General features: G+C 60.8%; 19 protein-coding genes. 14 read left to right on the plus strand and 5 right to left on the minus strand.

The window, feature by feature from the left end; genetic code table 11:
- Positions 1–7 precede the first annotated feature (7 nt).
- The 5 genes from sufD to MLC70_RS06320 are packed head-to-tail and all read left to right on the plus strand — an operon-like array spanning position 8 to position 3,968.
- Positions 8–1,294 carry a Fe-S cluster assembly protein SufD gene (sufD, locus tag MLC70_RS06300; RefSeq protein WP_248182309.1) on the plus strand — a complete coding sequence of 429 codons (1,287 nt, stop codon included), beginning with the start codon at positions 8–10 and terminating at the stop codon, positions 1,292–1,294.
- A 6-nt stretch (positions 1,295–1,300) separates the two neighbouring features.
- Positions 1,301–2,554 (plus strand): aminotransferase class V-fold PLP-dependent enzyme, encoded by a 1,254-nt coding sequence (locus MLC70_RS06305; protein WP_248182310.1) that lies wholly within the window; start codon positions 1,301–1,303, stop codon positions 2,552–2,554.
- A gap of 13 nt (positions 2,555–2,567) precedes the next feature.
- Positions 2,568–2,921, plus strand: a complete 354-nt coding sequence (locus MLC70_RS06310; RefSeq protein ID WP_248182311.1) for a HesB/IscA family protein — start codon at positions 2,568–2,570, stop codon at positions 2,919–2,921.
- 42 nt (positions 2,922–2,963) lie between these two features.
- Positions 2,964–3,506, plus strand: a complete 543-nt coding sequence (gene sufT / locus MLC70_RS06315) for a putative Fe-S cluster assembly protein SufT (RefSeq protein ID WP_248182313.1) — start codon at positions 2,964–2,966, stop codon at positions 3,504–3,506.
- On the plus strand, positions 3,507–3,968 hold the full coding sequence (locus tag MLC70_RS06320; RefSeq protein ID WP_248182315.1) for a SufE family protein: 462 nt from the start codon (positions 3,507–3,509) through the stop codon (positions 3,966–3,968).
- On the opposite strand, the gene MLC70_RS06325 is transcribed toward MLC70_RS06320, so the two are convergent.
- Together MLC70_RS06325 and MLC70_RS06330 are read right to left on the minus strand one after the other, a co-directional pair.
- A complete protein-coding gene (locus MLC70_RS06325; RefSeq protein WP_248182402.1) occupies positions 3,969–5,174 on the minus strand; it encodes a flagellar assembly protein T N-terminal domain-containing protein in 1,206 nt (401 codons plus the stop codon). It abuts the gene before it with no gap.
- A 30-nt stretch (positions 5,175–5,204) separates the two neighbouring features.
- On the minus strand, positions 5,205–5,741 hold the full coding sequence (locus tag MLC70_RS06330; protein WP_248182317.1) for an LPP20 family lipoprotein: 537 nt from the start codon (positions 5,739–5,741) through the stop codon (positions 5,205–5,207).
- A gap of 276 nt (positions 5,742–6,017) precedes the next feature.
- Here MLC70_RS06330 and traF point away from each other — a divergent pair, with 276 nt between their 5' ends.
- The 5 genes from traF (at position 6,018) to trmL (ending at position 11,005) form a co-directional block, all read left to right on the plus strand.
- On the plus strand, positions 6,018–7,262 hold the full coding sequence (traF, locus tag MLC70_RS06335) for a conjugal transfer protein TraF (protein ID WP_248182319.1): 1,245 nt from the start codon (positions 6,018–6,020) through the stop codon (positions 7,260–7,262).
- 82 nt (positions 7,263–7,344) lie between these two features.
- Positions 7,345–8,466 carry a tRNA nucleotidyltransferase/poly(A) polymerase-related protein gene (locus tag MLC70_RS06340; protein ID WP_248182321.1) on the plus strand — a complete coding sequence of 374 codons (1,122 nt, stop codon included), beginning with the start codon at positions 7,345–7,347 and terminating at the stop codon, positions 8,464–8,466.
- Between the two features lie 3 nt (positions 8,467–8,469).
- Positions 8,470–9,213 carry a pteridine reductase gene (locus MLC70_RS06345; protein WP_248182323.1) on the plus strand — a complete coding sequence of 248 codons (744 nt, stop codon included), beginning with the start codon at positions 8,470–8,472 and terminating at the stop codon, positions 9,211–9,213.
- A 144-nt stretch (positions 9,214–9,357) separates the two neighbouring features.
- The gene (locus MLC70_RS06350) at positions 9,358–10,536 is read left to right on the plus strand and encodes an acetyl-CoA C-acetyltransferase (RefSeq protein WP_248182324.1); all 1,179 of its coding nucleotides are present in this window, start codon (positions 9,358–9,360) and stop codon (positions 10,534–10,536) included.
- A 4-nt stretch (positions 10,537–10,540) separates the two neighbouring features.
- Complete coding sequence (gene trmL, locus MLC70_RS06355; RefSeq protein ID WP_248182403.1) at positions 10,541–11,005, plus strand: tRNA (uridine(34)/cytosine(34)/5-carboxymethylaminomethyluridine(34)-2'-O)-methyltransferase TrmL; 465 nt, start codon at positions 10,541–10,543, stop codon at positions 11,003–11,005.
- Positions 11,006–11,095: 90 nt separating this feature from the next.
- On the opposite strand, the gene secB is transcribed toward trmL, so the two are convergent.
- Both secB and MLC70_RS06365 read right to left on the minus strand, forming a co-directional pair.
- On the minus strand, positions 11,096–11,596 hold the full coding sequence (secB, locus tag MLC70_RS06360) for a protein-export chaperone SecB (RefSeq protein WP_248182326.1): 501 nt from the start codon (positions 11,594–11,596) through the stop codon (positions 11,096–11,098).
- A 29-nt stretch (positions 11,597–11,625) separates the two neighbouring features.
- Complete coding sequence (locus MLC70_RS06365; protein WP_248182328.1) at positions 11,626–12,042, minus strand: rhodanese-like domain-containing protein; 417 nt, start codon at positions 12,040–12,042, stop codon at positions 11,626–11,628.
- Between the two features lie 143 nt (positions 12,043–12,185).
- Here MLC70_RS06365 and gpmM point away from each other — a divergent pair, with 143 nt between their 5' ends.
- From gpmM to MLC70_RS06385, 4 genes are all read left to right on the plus strand, one after another.
- Positions 12,186–13,733 carry a 2,3-bisphosphoglycerate-independent phosphoglycerate mutase gene (gpmM, locus tag MLC70_RS06370; protein WP_248182330.1) on the plus strand — a complete coding sequence of 516 codons (1,548 nt, stop codon included), beginning with the start codon at positions 12,186–12,188 and terminating at the stop codon, positions 13,731–13,733.
- A complete protein-coding gene (locus MLC70_RS06375) occupies positions 13,730–14,875 on the plus strand; it encodes a murein hydrolase activator EnvC family protein (RefSeq protein WP_427902091.1) in 1,146 nt (381 codons plus the stop codon). Before gpmM ends, MLC70_RS06375 begins: the two co-directional genes overlap by 4 nt.
- A 110-nt stretch (positions 14,876–14,985) precedes the next feature.
- Positions 14,986–16,377, plus strand: coding sequence for a S41 family peptidase (locus MLC70_RS06380; RefSeq protein WP_248182333.1), 1,392 nt, complete (start codon positions 14,986–14,988; stop codon positions 16,375–16,377).
- Entirely contained in the window at positions 16,377–17,204 is an 828-nt protein-coding gene (locus MLC70_RS06385; RefSeq protein ID WP_248182335.1) for a divergent polysaccharide deacetylase family protein, read from the plus strand. The genes MLC70_RS06380 and MLC70_RS06385 overlap by 1 nt, the downstream gene beginning before the upstream one ends.
- A gap of 1 nt (position 17,205) precedes the next feature.
- Here the strand turns inward: MLC70_RS06385 and hisF are convergent, their stop codons facing one another.
- Entirely contained in the window at positions 17,206–17,979 is a 774-nt protein-coding gene (gene hisF, locus MLC70_RS06390; protein WP_248182337.1) for an imidazole glycerol phosphate synthase subunit HisF, read from the minus strand.
- Positions 17,980–17,984 lie beyond the last annotated feature (5 nt).

Consider the following 17,984-nt stretch of genomic DNA (forward strand, 5'->3'; position numbering starts at 1 on the left):
GAGCGGAATGAAATCAGCACCAACCTTATCCGCCGCGTTCCTCCATCCGGCCGGGCAATCGCTGCCTGAGCCGCTGCTGGCGCTGCGCAAGCAACGGGGCACGGCGTTGGTGGATATGCCTCTGCCAACCCGAAAAACCGAAAACTGGAAGTACTCCAGCAAGTACCTGAAGCTGACCGACGAGATAGCCATTTCGCTGCCGGCGGATCGCAAATCGGGCAGCAGCCTGGCAGTGCCGGGCTACAAGGTCGTATTCCTGAACGGCGTGATGATGCCGGAAGCCAGTGAATACCCGGACCTCAGTGGCATCACCATCGAGCGCTTCAGCGACCTGGATGACGACACCGCCACCACCCTCGCCGAGCGTATGGACAGCACGCTCGACAACAACGCGGTGCAGATGGCGCGGCTGAACTCTGCCCGCTTCGAGGATGGCCTGCTGATCCGGCTCGCAGCAGACGCCGTGCTGGAGCAACCGCTGTTCATCGTTCACGAAGTCACCGCGGACGCCAGCGGTTCGGCGTACCCGCGCATCTTCGTGGAAGCCGGCCGCAACAGCCAGATCACCCTGGTGGAGGAGTACATCTCCAGTGGCAGCGAGTCGGTCATGGTCAATACCGTCACCGAGCTCGCCCTGGCCGACGGCGCCAACGTCACCAGCATTCGCCTCAACACGGAAGGCGAGAACGTGCAGCACATCGGTGCCACCGGTGTTCGTCAGCAGCGCAGCTCACGCTTCGAGAGCCACTGCGTCGGCTTTGGCGGTCCGCTGCGCCGGCACGACCTGCAGGTTCGTCTGGAAGGTGAAGGCGCCGAGTGCAAACTCAACGGCGTGGTGGTTACCCAGGGCAAACAGCATTACGACAACCACACCACCATCGAACATGTGGCCGCCCACTGCAACAGCGAGGAAACCTATCGCAATATTGCAGCGGACCAGTCCCACGCGGTGTTCAATGGCCGCATCCATATCCATCAGGATGCCCAGAAGTCCAATGCGGACATGAACAACAAGAACCTGCTGCTGTCCAATGGCGCAGAGATCGACACCAAACCGGAGCTGGAAATTTACGCCGATGACGTCAAATGCGCTCACGGCGCCACCATCGGCCAGCTCGATGAGGTTTCGTTGTTCTATCTGGTGTCTCGTGGCATCGGCCGGCGGGAAGCCAACGTATTGCTGACCATGGCCTTTATCAACGAACTGGTTGAGCAGATTCCGGTGGCACAGGTACGGGAGACCGCCCAGGCCCGGCTGAACCAGTTCTTCGACCAGACTTTCGAGGGGGCGTAACCGGTTATGACCGACCTGTCCGTGGCAAGAACAGCACACCAATCCGCGTTTGACGTAGACGCCATTCGCCGTGACTTTCCGATCCTGTCACAACAGGTGAACGGCAAGCCGCTGGTGTATCTGGATAACGGTGCTTCCGCCCAGAAACCGACGGCGGTGCTGGATGCCATGGACCGTTATTACCGGGAAATGCACTCCAACGTTCACCGGGGCGCCCATACCCTGGGCGACCGGGCCACGGCGGCGTTTGAAGGTGCCCGGGAAACCGTGCGCGGCTTCCTGAACGCGGAAAGTACCAGAGAGATCATCTGGACCCGCGGGACCACCGAGGCGATCAACCTGGTGGCCAACGGCCTGGCCCCGCGCCTGAAGGCGGGTGACGAAATCCTGGTGAGCCATATGGAGCACCACGCCAACATCGTGCCCTGGCAGATGATCGCCGAGCGCACCGGCGCGAAAGTGGTGCCCATTCAGGTCACACCGGAAGGTGAGCTGGATCTGGACTCGTTCAACAGCCTGCTCAACGATCGCACTCGCATCCTGGCCATCACCCACGTATCCAACGTGCTGGGCACGGTCAATCCGGTGGCGCCACTGATCGAACAGGCCAAGGCACGCGGCGTGGTGACGCTGCTGGATGGCGCCCAGGCGGTGCCCCACTACCAGCCTGATGTGCAGGCACTGGGCTGCGATTTCTATGTGTTCTCGGCCCACAAACTGTTCGGGCCCACGGGCATCGGAGTGCTTTACGGCAAGGCACAATTGCTGGAGGAGATGCCCCCGTACCAGGGCGGCGGCGAGATGATCGAGCGGGTGTCGTTCGAGCGCACCACCTGGAACACCCTGCCCTACAAATTTGAAGCCGGCACCCCGGCGATTGCCGAGGCGGTTGGCCTTGGCGCGGCGGTTGACTACCTTGGCGGCCTGAACCGGCCAGCCATGGAAGCAGCCGAGAAGGCCCTGCTGGACCGCGCCAACCAGCTGGTGGAAACCGTGCCGGGCATGGAAGTCATTGGCACAGCGAAGCACAAGGTGCCGGTGATATCCTTCAAGATTGCCGGCCTGCACCCCAGTGATATCGGCACGCTGCTGGATCAGCAGGGTATCGCCATACGCACCGGCCACCACTGTGCCATGCCGCTGATGGATTTCTACGGAGTTCCCGGTACTGCCCGGGCCTCCTTTGCGTTCTACAATACGTTGGACGAGGTGGAGCAACTGTTCGCCGCCTTGCAGAAAGTCCAGCGTCTGTTTGCCTGATGGAGGTGACCTTATGACAGCCGAAATCTTCACCCCGACGGTCGCCGTCACCATGACCCCCAGCGCCGTCAAGCACGTGCGCAAACAACTGGATAAAAAGCCCGACGCCAAAGGTATCCGCCTGGCCATCAAGAAGAGTGGCTGCTCCGGTTTCAAGTATGAAACCCAGTGGGTGGAAGACACCGCTGTTGACGACAAGGTGTTTCATATCGATGGCGTGGATGTGTTCGTGAAGGAAGAGCACCTGCCACTGGTGAACGGCATCGAGATCGACTTTGTCACCGAGGGCGTGAACTCCATGTTCCAGTTCCGCAACCCCAACGCCACGGCCGAGTGCGGCTGTGGTGAGAGCTTTACTGTCGCGTAAACTGCGGCGCCACAGATTGAAAACAGCGAGGCCAGAACAGGCATGCAAGAACGGGAAGTCGTCCTGACCAAACGCGAGGTGGAAGCGCGCCTTGTGCCTTCCGGCACGGAAATCATGATTCCGTCGGATACCTTTGTGACCATCACCCAGTCCCTGGGCGGCACGTTCACCGTGGCGGTCAACGGCAACCTGGCCCGCATTGAGGGCCACGACGCCGATGCCCTCGGCAAGCAGCCGCTGGAAAGCAGTTTCGATACCCCGGAAGACGGCACCGTCAATGAAAACCAGGTATGGGAAGCCATGCGCAACTGCTACGACCCGGAAATTCCGGTCAACGTGGTTGATCTCGGCCTGATCTACGAGTGCAACATCGAGAACGGGACCGAGGAAGGCAACCACATCTTCGTCAGAATGACCCTGACGGCCGCCGGTTGTGGCATGGGCCCGGTGATCACCGAGGACGTCCGCCGCAAGCTCGAGCACGTGCCCAATGTGGATAAGGTCACGGTGGAACTGACCTTCGATCCGCCCTGGAGCAACGACATGCTCACCGACGAAGCCAAGCTTGAATTGGGGATGCTGTAAATGACCGCCAGCAAAGACACTTTCGTGAACAACCCGCTCGGGAAAGACACCACACTGGACGATGTGCTGGACGGCTTCGAGTTTCTGGACGACTGGGAAGAGCGCTACGCGTTTATCATCGATCTGGGCAAGCAGTTACCCGCGTTTCCGGAACAGGCCCGCATTGAGGAAAATTACGTGCACGGCTGCCAGAGCCAGGTGTGGCTGACTCATCATTACGATGAAGACAGCGGCAAGCTGTTTCTGTTGATCGATTCCGACGCAATGATCGTGCGCGGCCTGGCCGCTATTATCCTGGTGGCCCTGAATGGCAAGAGCCCGCGGGATCTGCTGGCCACCGACATCGACGAGCTCTTCGAGAAGCTGGATCTGTTCCGCCACATCTCGCCGACCCGCGGCAACGGCCTGCGGGCCATGGTCGGCAAGATTCGCGACACGGCTGCCCGGGTGGCAGTTGCCTGATTACCAGATAATCGCTACATCATCCCGCTGAATATTGATCTCGCCGCCCGACAGCGGCATCTCGCCATTGCTGAAATCCGGGTGCACGTTTCGCAGCGTCACCCGGGTCTGGCTGTCTGACAGCTCCGGCGTCCCGCCAAGCGAGTCGAAGAAACGCTGACTGCGATACAGATTCAGCTCATCCCCCGGCCGCAGACCAGCGGTCGCGCCGGATGCCAGCGTGACACGGTTACCATCGACCCGGGTAACCCGGGTAATAAATGGCTGACAGGTCAGCGCCTCCTGCACTGCCGAACCCATGTCCGCCATCACCTTACCCACTGCCTGACCGTAAGCCGTCTCGTCAAAGCCGGCTGAATCAAAACCCGCTGATGCACCCGGGCCCGCATCCCATTTCGCTTCCGTGGCAAATCGTTGCTGGTAGATCGGCGCGCCACTGAATCCGTCAAACACCATCATGTCCGCCACAAAGCGCCGGTTCTGGTTGGCGGCACCCACTCCCCGTTGGATGCGATCAATCACCGATGTCCCCCACGCGGCAGGATCGGAAACGCCGAGATCCCGGATCACGCCGGTGACCACAAACTGCACATCCATTTCACGCGCCACCTGGATCACGTTGGTGAGGCGGTTATCGAAACCCTGTTGTGTGGGCGCGTTGAGCAGATCCTGGAACAGACGCGACGTGGTAGCACCGAAGACCTGCAGGTGCCCGGTCTCGTGCAAGGCAGCCTGCAACCGCTGCGGCAAGATTTCGCCGGCATCGCTGATACGACCAACTCGCGCCTGATCCGGATAAAGGATCGGAAAACCGGTGACCGCCACCCGCTTTTTCAGGTCGGCGGCGTCGCCGGCACCGCAACTGGCACCCTCTGACATGTCGGCCCGCACCGTGACGCGCAGCAAATCACCACGGCGGTATTCATCCACGATGCGCGCGTCTCTCGCCCGCGCTGACGACGCCACCTGAACCCGGGATTCGGTCACTACGCCATTCTCCATGGTGTCGTGACTACTGATCTGCGCCTCATACTGCAGCGACACATCGCGCAGGGCCGCCTTGCGCGCCTGCTCCCGCGCCGCCTCCAGATCACCGTTGTAGATGGTGGCGTGGCCCACGCCTTCCAGCACCACGGCCTGGGCCACAGGGTAAACCAGCAGGTTAACTGCCAGGGTTACTAACAGGAGAATCCGCGCAGCGTTCATGGGCATTCGGTCACTCATTCAGGCATTTGGTCAGTCAAGGTAATACAGCGAATCAACACTGCGGCTCTGGACGTCACCGGTGCTGTCGTTGTCTGTGGGCATGGGGATCGGGCACAGATCCTGAACCTGCCGGTCGGAAACATCGGCAACACAGGCGCGGAACCGCGGCTCCAGCTTCAGCTCCATCACGGTTTCAATCACCCCATCACTGTGCTCATTCACCGCCACCATTTTGGCGCCACGGATGTAGCTGTCGACATAAGTGCGGAACATGTCGTTGCGCAACACAAAGTCATTGACCGTAGAGCTGCCATAGACCACGGTGCCGTACACTCGCTCAGCCAGATTGCGATAGGCATCCAACTGGGAGGCACGCCTTGCCAGCAGTCGCTTACGGGTGTTCAGGCGATCCCCCGACACATCCTCATAGGTGCCGAAACCGCTCACCCGAACCGTGATCGGATCCAGCTTCCGGTCTCGGTCGTCACCTTTCTGATGGCTCCCCATCGGGGCGCAGCCTGCCATTGCCAGGGCCAGCAGGGGTACCACTATCCAGCGCAGGGTCATGTTCATTCTCCGCAAAGTCTCGTTTCAGGGCTCCAATTGTCTGTTCCATGAAAGAATCACGCCATGTTTCCTAACCCCTTGATTAGCTAAACGACCTCCACCGAGCCACACCGTTTCCGCCCCAGGCGCCGGGGACGGGCGGCAAAAAAATACCGCCATTTACATCCGGAAAACAAACCGTTACCAGTTCACCGGTGTGTGGGCTCGGAAACTCTTTTAACCTGACAGGCGTGTCACCGAGCCCCCATATAACAAGAGCAAACAGGTAACCGCCACATGATTGATCATCGTCTGAGCAAGCTGTCCATTGCCATCGGCCTCTCCATTGCCACCTCTGCCGCCTTCGCGAGCCCGCAGGCCTTCATGTCCTCGCGCTCATTTGCCATGGGTGGCACCGGCGTGGCAATGGCCCAGCCGGCGGCGGCCGGCATGGCCAACCCCGCCATGCTCGCGGCGGACCATCACCAGTGGGTGGACGAATTCGGTCTCATACTGCCGTCGGTGAACGTGCGCTTTGCCGATGACAAAGAAACCATCGACCAGATTGATGATATCCAGGACACCATTGAGCTCGTGGAACAGAGCGCCAACCGCGCCGACGTGGCCGGGACCCAGGACGCCGCCGGCGCGCTGCGGAACCAGCTCAGCGACCTGAATCGCGACACCATGCGCGGAGATGTCGGTTTCGGTGTCGGTGTGGCGATTCCCACGTCATCGGTCTCCGTGGGGTTCTTCACCAGCGCCAGCCTGCGCACCACCGTTCGCGGAAACGTGACCAACGACGACCTGCAACGGCTGGAGGATATTGAAAATGGCACCATCGACGCGTTGGTGGGCGGGCGCGAGATTGGCGACAACCTGACGTCCGATGGCACGGTGCTGGCCTCTGCGGTTGCGGAAGTGGGCATCAGCCTCGCCAAAAGCTTCGAGCTCGCCAACGGGCAGCAGCTGCAAGTGGGCGTTTCTCCCAAGTACGTCCAGATGCGAACCTTTGAGTACGTTCAGACTGTCGGTGACTTCGAGGATGACGATTTCGACGATGACGAGAACGAAACCAAAGACAGCGGATTCAATTTCGACCTGGGTGCCGCCTATTCGTTCGGCGAGCAGAACCAGTGGAATGCCGGTGCCGTGGTTCGTAACGTGATCCCGATGGACCTCGACTCCGTCCGTGGCCGGGAGATGAAACTGGATCCCATGGTAACGGCCGCCATCGCCCATCGGGGTACTTTCCATGTGGTGACCGCCGAGCTCGACCTGACCAAACGGGAGGCGTTCGGTTACGAGGATGATACCCAGTGGCTGGCGTTGGGCGCTGAATTCGACGCGTTCCGCTACGCCCAGCTGCGCACCGGTATCCGGCAAAACCTGGCCAGCAACGACAATAACGACGGCATAGAAGAGAAAACCCAGCTCACCGCCGGTGTCGGGCTGTCGCCCTTTGGCGCCCGTCTCGACATCGGCGTGTTGTTCAGCGATGCGGAGGTCGGGGCCGCCATCGAACTGGGCGCGTCGTTCTGACAGAACGCGGCCGGTTTGCCTCGGCCGCGCCCAGCGCCGATAATCCACCGGACATTTCCCGTATTGGAGCACTCCCGGGCATATGGATATCTATCTGGTGGGCGGCGCGGTCCGCGATGAACTCCTCGGTCTCGAAGTGAAAGACCGGGACTGGGTGGTGGTGGGCGCCACACCGGACGACATGCTCAAACGCGGTTTCAAGCAGGTGGGTGCGGACTTCCCGGTCTTCCTGCACCCCGAGACCCGTGAAGAGTACGCCCTGGCGCGGACCGAGCGGAAAGCGGGTCGGGGCTATCATGGTTTTACTGTGTACAGCGCGCCGGACGTCACTCTCGAAGACGACCTGCGCCGCCGCGACCTGACCATCAATGCCATGGCTCGCACCGAAGCCGGCACCCTGGTCGACCCCTTCAACGGTCGGGCTGATCTCGACGCCCGGACGCTGCGGCACGTATCCGCCGCGTTTGCCGAGGACCCGCTGCGCATACTCCGCACCGCGCGCTTTGCTGCTCGCCTTGCCCCGATCGGGTTCCGGGTGGCGGATGACACCATGGCGTTGATGCGGCAGATGGTGGCAAACGACGAGGTCAGACATCTCGTCGCCGAACGGGTCTGGCAGGAAATCCAGCGCGCCCTCCATGAAAACGAGCCCGGCACCTTCTTTGAGGTACTGCGGGACTGCAACGCCCTCGCAGTAATGATTCCGGAGCTCGCCCCCGGAGACACCTTCAAGGCGGCATTGACGGCCCTTCGCCGCGCCTGCAACAGCAGCGATGACACCGGCACCCGTTTTGCGGCGCTGTTCTCTCCCCTGCCAGAGGACGACACCCGGGCCCGCGCGCGCGCCCTCAAAGCCCCTAACGACTGCCAGGATCTGGCCAGACTGACCAGTCAGCTTTGTCATACCCTTCAGCAACAGGACACTGCCGGCGTTGATGAGAGCACCTTGTTGGAGATTCTCGACGGCACCGACGCATGGCGACGCCCGGAGCGGTTCCAGCGTTTGCTCACGACCCTGTTCTGCGCACTGCCCGCGGAGATTCATGGCCTGATCCGGCTGCTCAAGGCCAGCGAACAGGCCGCCACCAGCGTTGAGGCCAGGGCGTTGCTGGCGCAGGGATTCAAGGGCAAGGCGCTGGGTGAAGCGATCCGGCAGGAGCGTCTGCAACGTATCGCCACACTGATCCATCAGCAGCAGGCCTGAGCCATGACTACTCCCTCCGTTGTCCTCATCACCGGCGCCGCTCATCGTCTTGGCGCCCGCACCGCCGAAGTCATGCACAGCCGTGGCTGGAACGTGGTGATCCACTACCGCTCCCGCAGTGAACAGGCGCAAGCGCTGGCCGACCGGCTGAACGGCGAGCGTCCGGACTCTGCAACGACGGTGCAGGCGGATCTGAGCGAGCCCGAGCAGGTGACCGCTCTGGCCGGCGCGGCAATATCCGCCTGGGGTCGGTTGGATGGCCTGGTGAATAACGCCTCGGTGTTCTACCCCAACCCCACCGAGGCCGCGACCCTGAGCGACTGGCACACCATCATGGGTGCCAACCTGCAGGCGCCGTTCTTCCTCGGCCAGGCCTGCCTGACGGCGCTGCATGAAACCGGCGGGGCCATTATCAACCTCATCGATATCTACAGTGAAAAGCCGCTGGCCGACCACCCGCTGTACTGCAGCAGCAAGGCCGGTCTGGCCGCCCTCACCCGCTCCTGGGCGAGGGATCTGGCGCCGGCGATTCGCGTCAATGGCGTTTCCCCGGGCGCGATCCTCTGGCCGGAGGGCGAAGGCGACGTGGATGAATCACACCAGCAATCGATTCTGGCCAGAACCCCCTTGGCCAGAACCGGCAACCCCGACGATATCGCCGGCACCATTGCCTTCCTGATGTGTGATGCACCTTTTATCACTGGTCAGATTATTGCGGTTGATGGTGGTCGTAGCCTGAACATGTAGCACCAAGACTGAGTGAGCGGAGGCGGGGCACCTCTCGACTTTCGTAGCTTTGGCCGCTCTCCACCTTTCCGATACAATGAATGCATCATTGACTCCCCAGCGCGAGGACACCAAATCCCGCGTAATCAGAACCGGAGAAAACCTATGCGTGATGTCGTCATTGTTGCCGCCAAACGGACCGCCGTGGGCAGTTTCGGCGGGGGACTGTCGAGCCTGCGGGCCGACCAGCTCGGGTCGGCAGTGATCAAGGCCCTTCTGGAGGAAACCGGCATCCCGGCCGGGCAGATCAATGAGATCGTCCTCGGCCAGGTGCTCACTGCCGGCTGTGGCCAGAATCCGGCGCGCCAGGCGGCCATCAACGCCGGCGTGCCCGCTTCGGTGCCCGCCATGACCATCAACAAGGTCTGCGGTTCGGGTCTGAAAGCCGTGCATATGGCGGTGCAGGCGATTCGCACCGGCGATGCCGAGCTGATGATTGCCGGCGGCCAGGAGAGCATGAGTCAGGCGCCCCACGTGTTGCCGAACAGCCGCAACGGCCAGCGCATGGGCGACTGGAACATGGTGGACACCATGATCAAGGATGGCCTGTGGGATGCCTTCAACGATTACCACATGGGTGTGACCGCCGAGAACATTGTCGATGAATACGGCATCAGCCGGGAAGAACAGGATGAATTTGCGGCTGCCTCACAGCAGAAGGCCGTGGCCGCCCGCAGTGCCGGCTATTTTGACGGTCAGATTGTTCCGGTCAGCATTCCACAGCGTAAAGGCGATCCACTGGTGGTCGACAAAGACGAGAACCCCCGTGACGGCGTCACCGCCGATGGCCTCGGAAAACTGCGCCCGGCGTTCAAAAAAGACGGCACGGTGACGGCGGGCAACGCGTCATCCCTCAACGATGGCGCCGCCGCGGTAATCGTCTGCAGTGCTGACAAGGCAAAAGAGCTGGGGCTGACACCGCTGGCGACGATCAGGGCCCACGCCAACGCCGGCGTTGATCCCACCATCATGGGCACCGGCCCGATTCCGGCGAGCCGTCGCTGCCTGCAGCTGGCGGGCTGGAGCGTGGATGACCTGGATCTGATCGAGACCAACGAAGCCTTCGCGGCCCAGGCCATTTCGGTGAACCGCGAGCTTGGCTGGGACACCACCAAGGTCAACGTCAACGGCGGTGCGATCGCCATCGGCCACCCCATCGGCGCGTCCGGCTGTCGCATCCTGGTCAGCCTGCTGCACGAGATGCAGCGCCGTGATGCCAAGAAGGGCCTGGCCACTCTCTGCATTGGCGGCGGCATGGGCGTGGCCCTCGCGGTTGAGCGCTGATTCCATGCTGCATGTGGTGCTGTACGAGCCGGAAATTCCGCCCAATACCGGGAATATCATCCGGCTGTGCGCCAATACCGGGTGTCGGCTGCATCTGATCGAGCCGCTGGGATTCAGCCTGGAAGACAAGCAGATGCGGCGGGCGGGGCTGGACTACAGCGAATACGCCACGGTGACCGTGCACAAGGATTACCAGGCTTTTCTGGATAGCGAACAACCAACAAGACTGTTCGGATTGACCACCAAAGGCAGCCAGCCCTATCACGAGACGGCGTTTCAGCCGGGGGACTACCTGATGTTCGGCCCGGAAACCCGGGGCCTGCCCGCCGCTGTGCGGGAATCGCTGCCCGCCAACCAGCGTCTGCGGGTGCCGATGCGCCCGCAGAGCCGCAGCCTGAACCTGTCCAATACCGCCGCTCTGGTGGTGTACGAGGCATGGCGGCAACTGGGGTTTGACGGTGCCGTCTGAGCACCGCGGCAGAAGCGGTGGCAGCAAAGCCCAGACATAAAAAAACCGGCATGCGCCGGTTTTTTTATGGGCAACTCATGGGGAATTCCCTCAGTGAGTCTGCTCCTCTTTGGCTTCACCCGCGCCTTCTTCCTGCTTGCGCTTGAGCGCCTGGGCATAGATAGCGTCAAAGTTCACCGGTGCCAGCATCAGGGCCGGGAAGCTGCCCTTGTTCACCACGCCGTCAATCGCCTCACGGGCATACGGGAACAGGATGGTCGGGCAATACGCGCCGAGCATCTGGCCCAGCTGCGGACCTTCAATGCCCTGCAACAGGAACACACCGGCCTGCTGAATCTCGACGATGTACGCCACCTTCTCACCCATTTTTGCGGTGACGGTCAGGGACAACACCACTTCATACTGGTTGTCGCTCACCTTGTTGTGGGAGGTGTTCAGGTCCAGGTTCACCTGCGGCTTCCACTGCTCCTGGAAGACCACCGGCGAGTTGGGAGATTCGAAGGACAGGTCCTTCACATAGATACGCTGCAGCGCGAATTGCGGCTGGTTCTGGTTTTCGCTGCCGGCGGCGCCTTGCTGATTCTCAGCCATGTTCAATCCTTTTCGTATTATTCAGTGTTTTACTTCTTGACCAGAGGAAGGTTACTGCTTTTCCAGTCCGCAATGCCACCATTGAGGCGGACCACGTTCTCATATCCTTCAGCTTTCAGCTGCTTGACCGCCATCGCGGAATGCTGGCCCATCTTGTCGGCCACAATAATCTGCTTGTCCTTGAACTTTTTCAGTTCATTGGCGCGGCCTTTAATGGCGTTCAGCGGGATATTGACCGAACCGGTAATGCGGCCCTCCGTGAAGTCTTTGCGATCACGGATATCCACCACCACGGCTTCGTCACGGTTGATCAGACTTACCGCTCCCTGCGCTGAGATCTTCTGCCCGCCACGACGGGACTCCAGCAGCAGAATCGCCAGCAGGAAAGCAACGAACAGCGACACCAGAATGTAGTGGTTGACGGCAAATTCAATAAACCTGTCCATGAAAACACCCAGTTAATTAGTTTGGCGGGATTATACACACCCGGCTCCGGTGACAGAAGGCAGACCTACGTGGCCTGACGGAATGAAAACGGTTAGAATCTGCACTTCCCTTTACAAACTTCAAAACCATACCGGATCAAGTGATGACTGCGACGCGTAAGCCGACTGCACTGATTATTCTGGACGGCTGGGGTCACCGCGACCCAGCCGACGACAATGCCATCAGCAACGCCAACACCCCCTTCTGGGACAAGCTCTGGCAGCAACAGCCGAAAACCCTGATCAACACCTCCGGTATGTTTGTGGGGCTGCCCCAGGGCCAGATGGGCAACTCCGAAGTTGGTCATATGAACCTGGGTGCCGGCCGCGTGGTGTATCAGAGCCTGACCCGCATCGACAAAGACGTTGAAGACGGCACCTTCGCAAAAAACCCGACACTGTGTGCCGCTATCGACAAAGCCGTAGGTAATGGACGTGCCGTTCATCTCATGGGGCTGCTGTCACCGGGCGGTGTGCATAGTCACGAGGATCATATTATGGCAACGGCCGAGATGGCCGCCGCCCGGGGCGCGAAGGAAGTGTATATTCACGCCTTCCTGGACGGTCGCGACATGCCACCGCGCAGCGCCAAGCCGTCGCTGGAAAAAGCCTCCGCCAAACTGAAGAGCCTGGGTGTGGGTCGTGTTGCCTCCATTGTTGGACGCTACTACGCCATGGACCGCGACAACCGCTGGGACCGCGTGGAAGCGGCTTACAACCTGATGACCCAGGGTGATGGCGAGTTTGTGGCAGCGGACCCGATGTCGGCTCTGGAGCAGGCCTACGAGCGCGGTGAAAACGACGAGTTCGTCAAACCCACCCGCATTCACAGTGCCGGTGAGCCAGAAGGCACCATCAACGACGGCGACGCGGTGCTGTTCATGAACTTCCGTGCCGACCGCGCCCGCGAAATGACACGCACCTTCGTGGACAAGCAGTTTGATGGTTTCGATCGTCGCAAACATCCGGAACTGGCGGATTTTGTGATGCTGACCGAGTACGCGGCTGATATCAGAACCGCCTGCGCCTACCCGCCGGAGCATCTGAGCAACGGTCTGGGCGAATACGTCTCGGCGCTGGGAAAAACCCAGCTGCGCATCTCCGAAACCGAGAAATACGCCCACGTAACCTTCTTCTTTAACGGCGGCCTGGAAACGCCGTTCGAGGGTGAAGATCGTATTCTGGTGCCCTCCCCCAAGGTGGCAACCTACGATTTGCAACCGGAGATGAGCGCCCCCGAAGTGACCGACAAACTGGTCGAGGCGATCAAGAGCGGCAAGTATGACCTGGTGATCTGCAACTACGCCAACGGCGACATGGTCGGTCACACGGGCAAGCTGGATGCGGCCATCAAGGCCGCCGAATGTCTGGACCAGTGCGTCAAACGCGTTGTCGAGGCGCTGGATGAAGTTGGCGGTGAGGCGCTGATCACCGCCGATCACGGCAACTGCGAGCAGATGACCGACCCCAGCTCCGGCCAGGTTCACACTGCCCACACCATCGGCCCGGTGCCGTTGGTGTACACCGGGCACCGCAAGATCAACCTGAAGGATGATGGCAGTCTGAGCGATGTGGCGCCATCACTGCTGACCCTGATGGGCCTGGAGCAACCAGCGGAAATGACCGGGCACAGCCTGGTAGACATCGATTGATCCGGCCTTTGCTGACCCGACTGCTGCTGATAGCGGCACTGCTCTGCAGTGCCCTGCCGGCAGTGGCCGAGGAAGAAGTGACTCCCGGCCAGATCAGGGCCCTGAAGGAACAGATCGCCGACATTGACCAATGGCTGGCGAAAGCCGAAAAGAATCGCTCCTCACTGGAACGGCAGCTGACGGACCTTGAGCGGGACATCGGCCGGCTGACCCGCGAACGGCGGGAGCTGCGGCAGCAGACGAAAGAACAGCAACAACGCCTGAAAGACCTCGAAAAACAGGAAACCGACCTCACCCGAACCCTGGCAAGCCAGCGCCAAAGCCTGAAAAAGCAGATCCGCGCCGCCTGGATGGAAGGCGACGCGCCAGCGGTCAAAGTTCTGCTCAATGAAATTGATCCGGACAGGATCGCCCGCACCATGACCTACTACGAGTATCTGAGCCGGGACACAGTACAGCGGCTGGAAGTGTTCAACGAGAATCTCCGGCAGTTGCGTGAAACCCGTCAGGACGTTCAGGTCACCCGCGTTCGCCTTGGCAAGCTGGAAAAGGACGTTGAACAACGCCAACAGGAACTGACGGCCAACAAGTCCAAGCGCCAGAAAACCCTCGCCTCACTGAATTCCGAGATCAGCGACCGCAAAGGCGTGCGGGAAGAGCTGGAGGCTGACCGGGAGCGCCTGGAGCTGCTGCTGCGGGAGGTGGAGGAAGCCATCGCCAGCATACCGTCACCCAACGAATCCAAGCCGTTCAAATCTCTACGTAACAAGCTGCCCTGGCCGGCCAAAGGCAAGGTGTTCAGCAATTTCGGCGAGCGCTATGCCGACGGCAAACTGCGCCGCAACGGCCTGATGATGAACACCACAGAAGGCGCCGACATCCGCGCCATTCATTATGGCCGGGTGGTGTTTGCCAATTGGCTCAGGGGCTTCGGGCTGATGACGATTGTCGACCACGGTGACGGCTACATGACACTTTATGGTCACAGCAGCAGCCTGTTCACCAGTCCCGGAGACTGGGTGGACGCCGGCCAGACCATCGCCGCCGCCGGCCGCACCGGCGGCACCGAAGATCCCGCACTCTATTTTGAAATCCGCCACAACGGCAAACCGGTCAACCCCCGCGGCTGGCTCGGCAAGTGAGACCCCTCCTGGGCCGGATGGCCAAGGGCTGACAAACCGGGACAGTAACGCCATACTGTCCGGACGGGCAGGGAACTGTTCAACCATCGGAATAAACACAGGATAAGTGAATGAGACGGGCCAGAAGTACACATCATGCCAACACCATCCGCGCACTGACTCTGATTGCCTGCTTTGTTGCACTTCCCGGCCTCAGCCACGCCCAGGCATCTGATGACCGAACCGATGAACTGCTTGAGGGCGTGCAGAACGGTGAACGGGTCCAGATTCAGTTACCCGACCCGGAAGAGCAGCTTCCGCTGGACGACCTGCGCAAATTCACCGAGGTGTTCAGCCGCATCAAAGACGCCTATGTGGAAGAAGTTGACGATCGCGAACTGCTGGAGAGCGCGATCAAGGGCATGCTGTCAGAACTCGACCCCCATTCCACGTACCTGGCCCCGAAAGATTATGAGCAGCTGGAAGAAAGCACTTCCGGCGAGTTTGGCGGGCTCGGCATCGAAGTGGGCATGGAAGACGGCTTCGTAAAAGTTATTGCCCCGATTGATGACACCCCGGCCCAGAAAGCCGGCGTGCAGGCAGGAGACCTGATCATCAAGCTTGGCGACCAGCCGGTCAAGGGCATGTCGCTGGGGGAAGCTGTCAAGCTGATGCGTGGCAAGCCCGGCTCCGTCCTCACCCTCACCATCATGCGTGAAGGCGAGAGCGCACCCATCGAAATCGACGTTGAGCGCGACATCATCAAGGTCACCAGCATCAAGTCACGGCTGATCGACAACGGCTATGGCTACGTGCGGATCACACAGTTCCAGGCCGATACCGGCACCCAGTTCAAGGACACCCTGAACAAGCTCGAGGAAGATTACGGCAAAGACCTCGACGGCCTGGTCATCGATTTGCGAAACAATCCCGGCGGCATATTGCAGGCTGCAGTTGAAGCCGCGGATGCCTTGCTGGACGAGGGACTGATCGTCTACACCGAAGGCCGCATCCAGAGCTCCCGCCTTCGTTTCAATGCCAAGGCCGGCGACCTGATGGAAGGCACCCCAATTGTGGTACTGATCAACGGAGGCTCGGCCTCGGCCTCCGAAATCCTTGCGGGTGCCCTCCAGGACCACGAGCGCGCGGTGGTCATGGGCACTCAATCGTTCGGCAAAGGCAGCGTGCAGACCGTTATTCCGCTGGATGAGACCCACGCCATCAAGATGACCACGGCCCGCTACTACACGCCGGATGGCCGCTCGATTCAGGCCAAAGGCATCAGGCCCGACATTGAGGTCAAGCCCGCCGAACTGCAGGAGATCGAGGGTGGCCCCTTCTTTACCGAGGCTGATCTGAGTGGTCATCTGGAGGGCGAGGGCGAGGACAACGCGGCGGGACAGGCTCAGAACGCCTCCGCGGCCGAGCGTGATTATCAGCTGCGCTCGGCGCTCAACCTGCTCAAGGGGCTGCGCATTCTGGACAAGCGCAACAACGGCTCTGACCGGACCAGCATGGATTGATGCCCTTGAAACGACTGCTTATTCTGGTTGCCGCGACTCTGGTGGCATCCTCCGTCAGGGCAGATACCCCCGGCCCTCGCGATGCCGGGCAAATGCCGCCCACCATCGCCATCATCATTGATGATATGGGGCACAATCTTCACGAAGGCACGCGGCTGGTCAATCTCGAGCAGCCGGTGACCCTGGCCTTTCTGCCCTACCGCCGGCACACCGTGCCACTGGCAAAGCTGGCCCATCAGAGACAGAAAGAAATCATGCTGCACGCCCCCATGGCCAACACCCGTAATTTCGGGCTCGGACCCGGCGGGCTGACATCGGATATGGATTCACAGAGCCTGAAAGGCACCCTTCGCCGGGCGCTGCAGTCCATCCCCCACGTCAAAGGCGTCAACAACCACATGGGCAGCCTGCTGACCCAGCAGCTCAAGGCGATGGATTGGGTGATGTCGGAGCTGGACCGGTACCCGGTGTACTTTGTCGACAGCCGCACCATCGCATCGTCCATCGCCGGTGAGGTGGCCGATGCCTATCGCATTCCCACCCTGACCCGTGATGTGTTTCTGGATCACGAGCAAACCGAGGAGTACGTGGATCGGCAGTTCAAGCTATTGATCAAGCGGGCGAGGGAAAACGGCAGTGCCGTGGGCATTGGCCACCCGCACAAGGTCACCGTGGACTATCTGGAGAAGCATCTGCCGATGCTGGATGAACAGGGCATTGCGGTGGCCACCGTGAGTGGTCTGTGGGCGATGAGAAACAACAACCGCCCAATGTTTGCGGAAGGCGAAAAGCAGACCATAAGGCCTGCTTACGCCCGGAAAGAATAGATTATTCCCTTACCTCAATCCCCTGGGCTTTCATAAACGCCTTCGCTTCGGGAATAGTGTGCTGGCCAAAGTGGAAAATCGACGCCGCCAGCACCGCGTCCGCACCGCCTTCGGTGACGCCGTCCGCCAGATGCTGCAACTCGCCGACGCCACCGGAGGCAATCACCGGCACCGACACCGCATCGCTGACCGCGCGGGTCAGACCCAGATCAAAACCGATCTTGGTGCCGTCACGATCCATACTGGTCAGCAATAACTCACCAGCGCCCATCTCTGTCATTTTCCGGGCCCACGCCACCACATCCAGCCCGGTGGGCTTGCGACCACCGTGGGTAAATATTTCCCAGCGCGGGGCTTCACCGTCTGCCGACACCCGTTTGGCGTCAATCGCCACCACGATGCACTGACGACCGAACCGCTCCGCCGCTTCGCGCACAAATTCCGGATTGAACACCGCCGCGGTGTTGATCGAGACCTTATCGGCGCCGGCATTCAGCAGCTTGCGAATGTCCTCGACGGTACGCACGCCACCCCCGACAGTCAGCGGGATAAACACCTGGCTGGCCATGCGTTCCACGGTTTCATAGGTGGTCTCGCGGCTCTCGTGGCTGGCAGTGATGTCCAGGAAGGTGATTTCGTCGGCGCCCTGCTCGTTGTATTTACGGGCCACTTCCACCGGGTCTCCGGCATCACGGATATCGACAAAATTCACGCCTTTTACCACGCGGCCCTTGTCCACGTCGAGGCAGGGGATAATGCGTTTGGCCAGTGCCATCGTCG

Origin of the sequence: Marinobacter goseongensis, assembly GCF_023156235.1 — a bacterium.
GTDB classification, from domain to species: Bacteria; Pseudomonadota; Gammaproteobacteria; order Pseudomonadales; family Oleiphilaceae; genus Marinobacter; species Marinobacter goseongensis.

Coding starts and splice junctions, on each gene's coding strand:
- MLC70_RS06365 (WP_248182328.1), bottom strand. CDS start 12,042: ATGGACAGGTTTATTGAATTTGCCGTCAACCACTACATTCTGGTGTCG.
- MLC70_RS06310 (WP_248182311.1), top strand. CDS start 2,568: ATGACAGCCGAAATCTTCACCCCGACGGTCGCCGTCACCATGACCCCC.
- trmL (WP_248182403.1), top strand. CDS start 10,541: ATGCTGCATGTGGTGCTGTACGAGCCGGAAATTCCGCCCAATACCGGG.
- sufT (WP_248182313.1), top strand. CDS start 2,964: ATGCAAGAACGGGAAGTCGTCCTGACCAAACGCGAGGTGGAAGCGCGC.
- MLC70_RS06380 (WP_248182333.1), top strand. CDS start 14,986: ATGAGACGGGCCAGAAGTACACATCATGCCAACACCATCCGCGCACTG.
- MLC70_RS06320 (WP_248182315.1), top strand. CDS start 3,507: ATGACCGCCAGCAAAGACACTTTCGTGAACAACCCGCTCGGGAAAGAC.
- MLC70_RS06385 (WP_248182335.1), top strand. CDS start 16,377: ATGCCCTTGAAACGACTGCTTATTCTGGTTGCCGCGACTCTGGTGGCA.
- secB (WP_248182326.1), bottom strand. CDS start 11,596: ATGGCTGAGAATCAGCAAGGCGCCGCCGGCAGCGAAAACCAGAACCAG.
- gpmM (WP_248182330.1), top strand. CDS start 12,186: ATGACTGCGACGCGTAAGCCGACTGCACTGATTATTCTGGACGGCTGG.
- MLC70_RS06345 (WP_248182323.1), top strand. CDS start 8,470: ATGACTACTCCCTCCGTTGTCCTCATCACCGGCGCCGCTCATCGTCTT.
- hisF (WP_248182337.1), bottom strand. CDS start 17,979: ATGGCACTGGCCAAACGCATTATCCCCTGCCTCGACGTGGACAAGGGC.
- MLC70_RS06325 (WP_248182402.1), bottom strand. CDS start 5,174: ATGAACGCTGCGCGGATTCTCCTGTTAGTAACCCTGGCAGTTAACCTG.
- MLC70_RS06305 (WP_248182310.1), top strand. CDS start 1,301: ATGACCGACCTGTCCGTGGCAAGAACAGCACACCAATCCGCGTTTGAC.
- MLC70_RS06340 (WP_248182321.1), top strand. CDS start 7,345: ATGGATATCTATCTGGTGGGCGGCGCGGTCCGCGATGAACTCCTCGGT.
- traF (WP_248182319.1), top strand. CDS start 6,018: ATGATTGATCATCGTCTGAGCAAGCTGTCCATTGCCATCGGCCTCTCC.
- sufD (WP_248182309.1), top strand. CDS start 8: ATGAAATCAGCACCAACCTTATCCGCCGCGTTCCTCCATCCGGCCGGG.
- MLC70_RS06350 (WP_248182324.1), top strand. CDS start 9,358: ATGCGTGATGTCGTCATTGTTGCCGCCAAACGGACCGCCGTGGGCAGT.
- MLC70_RS06330 (WP_248182317.1), bottom strand. CDS start 5,741: ATGACCCTGCGCTGGATAGTGGTACCCCTGCTGGCCCTGGCAATGGCA.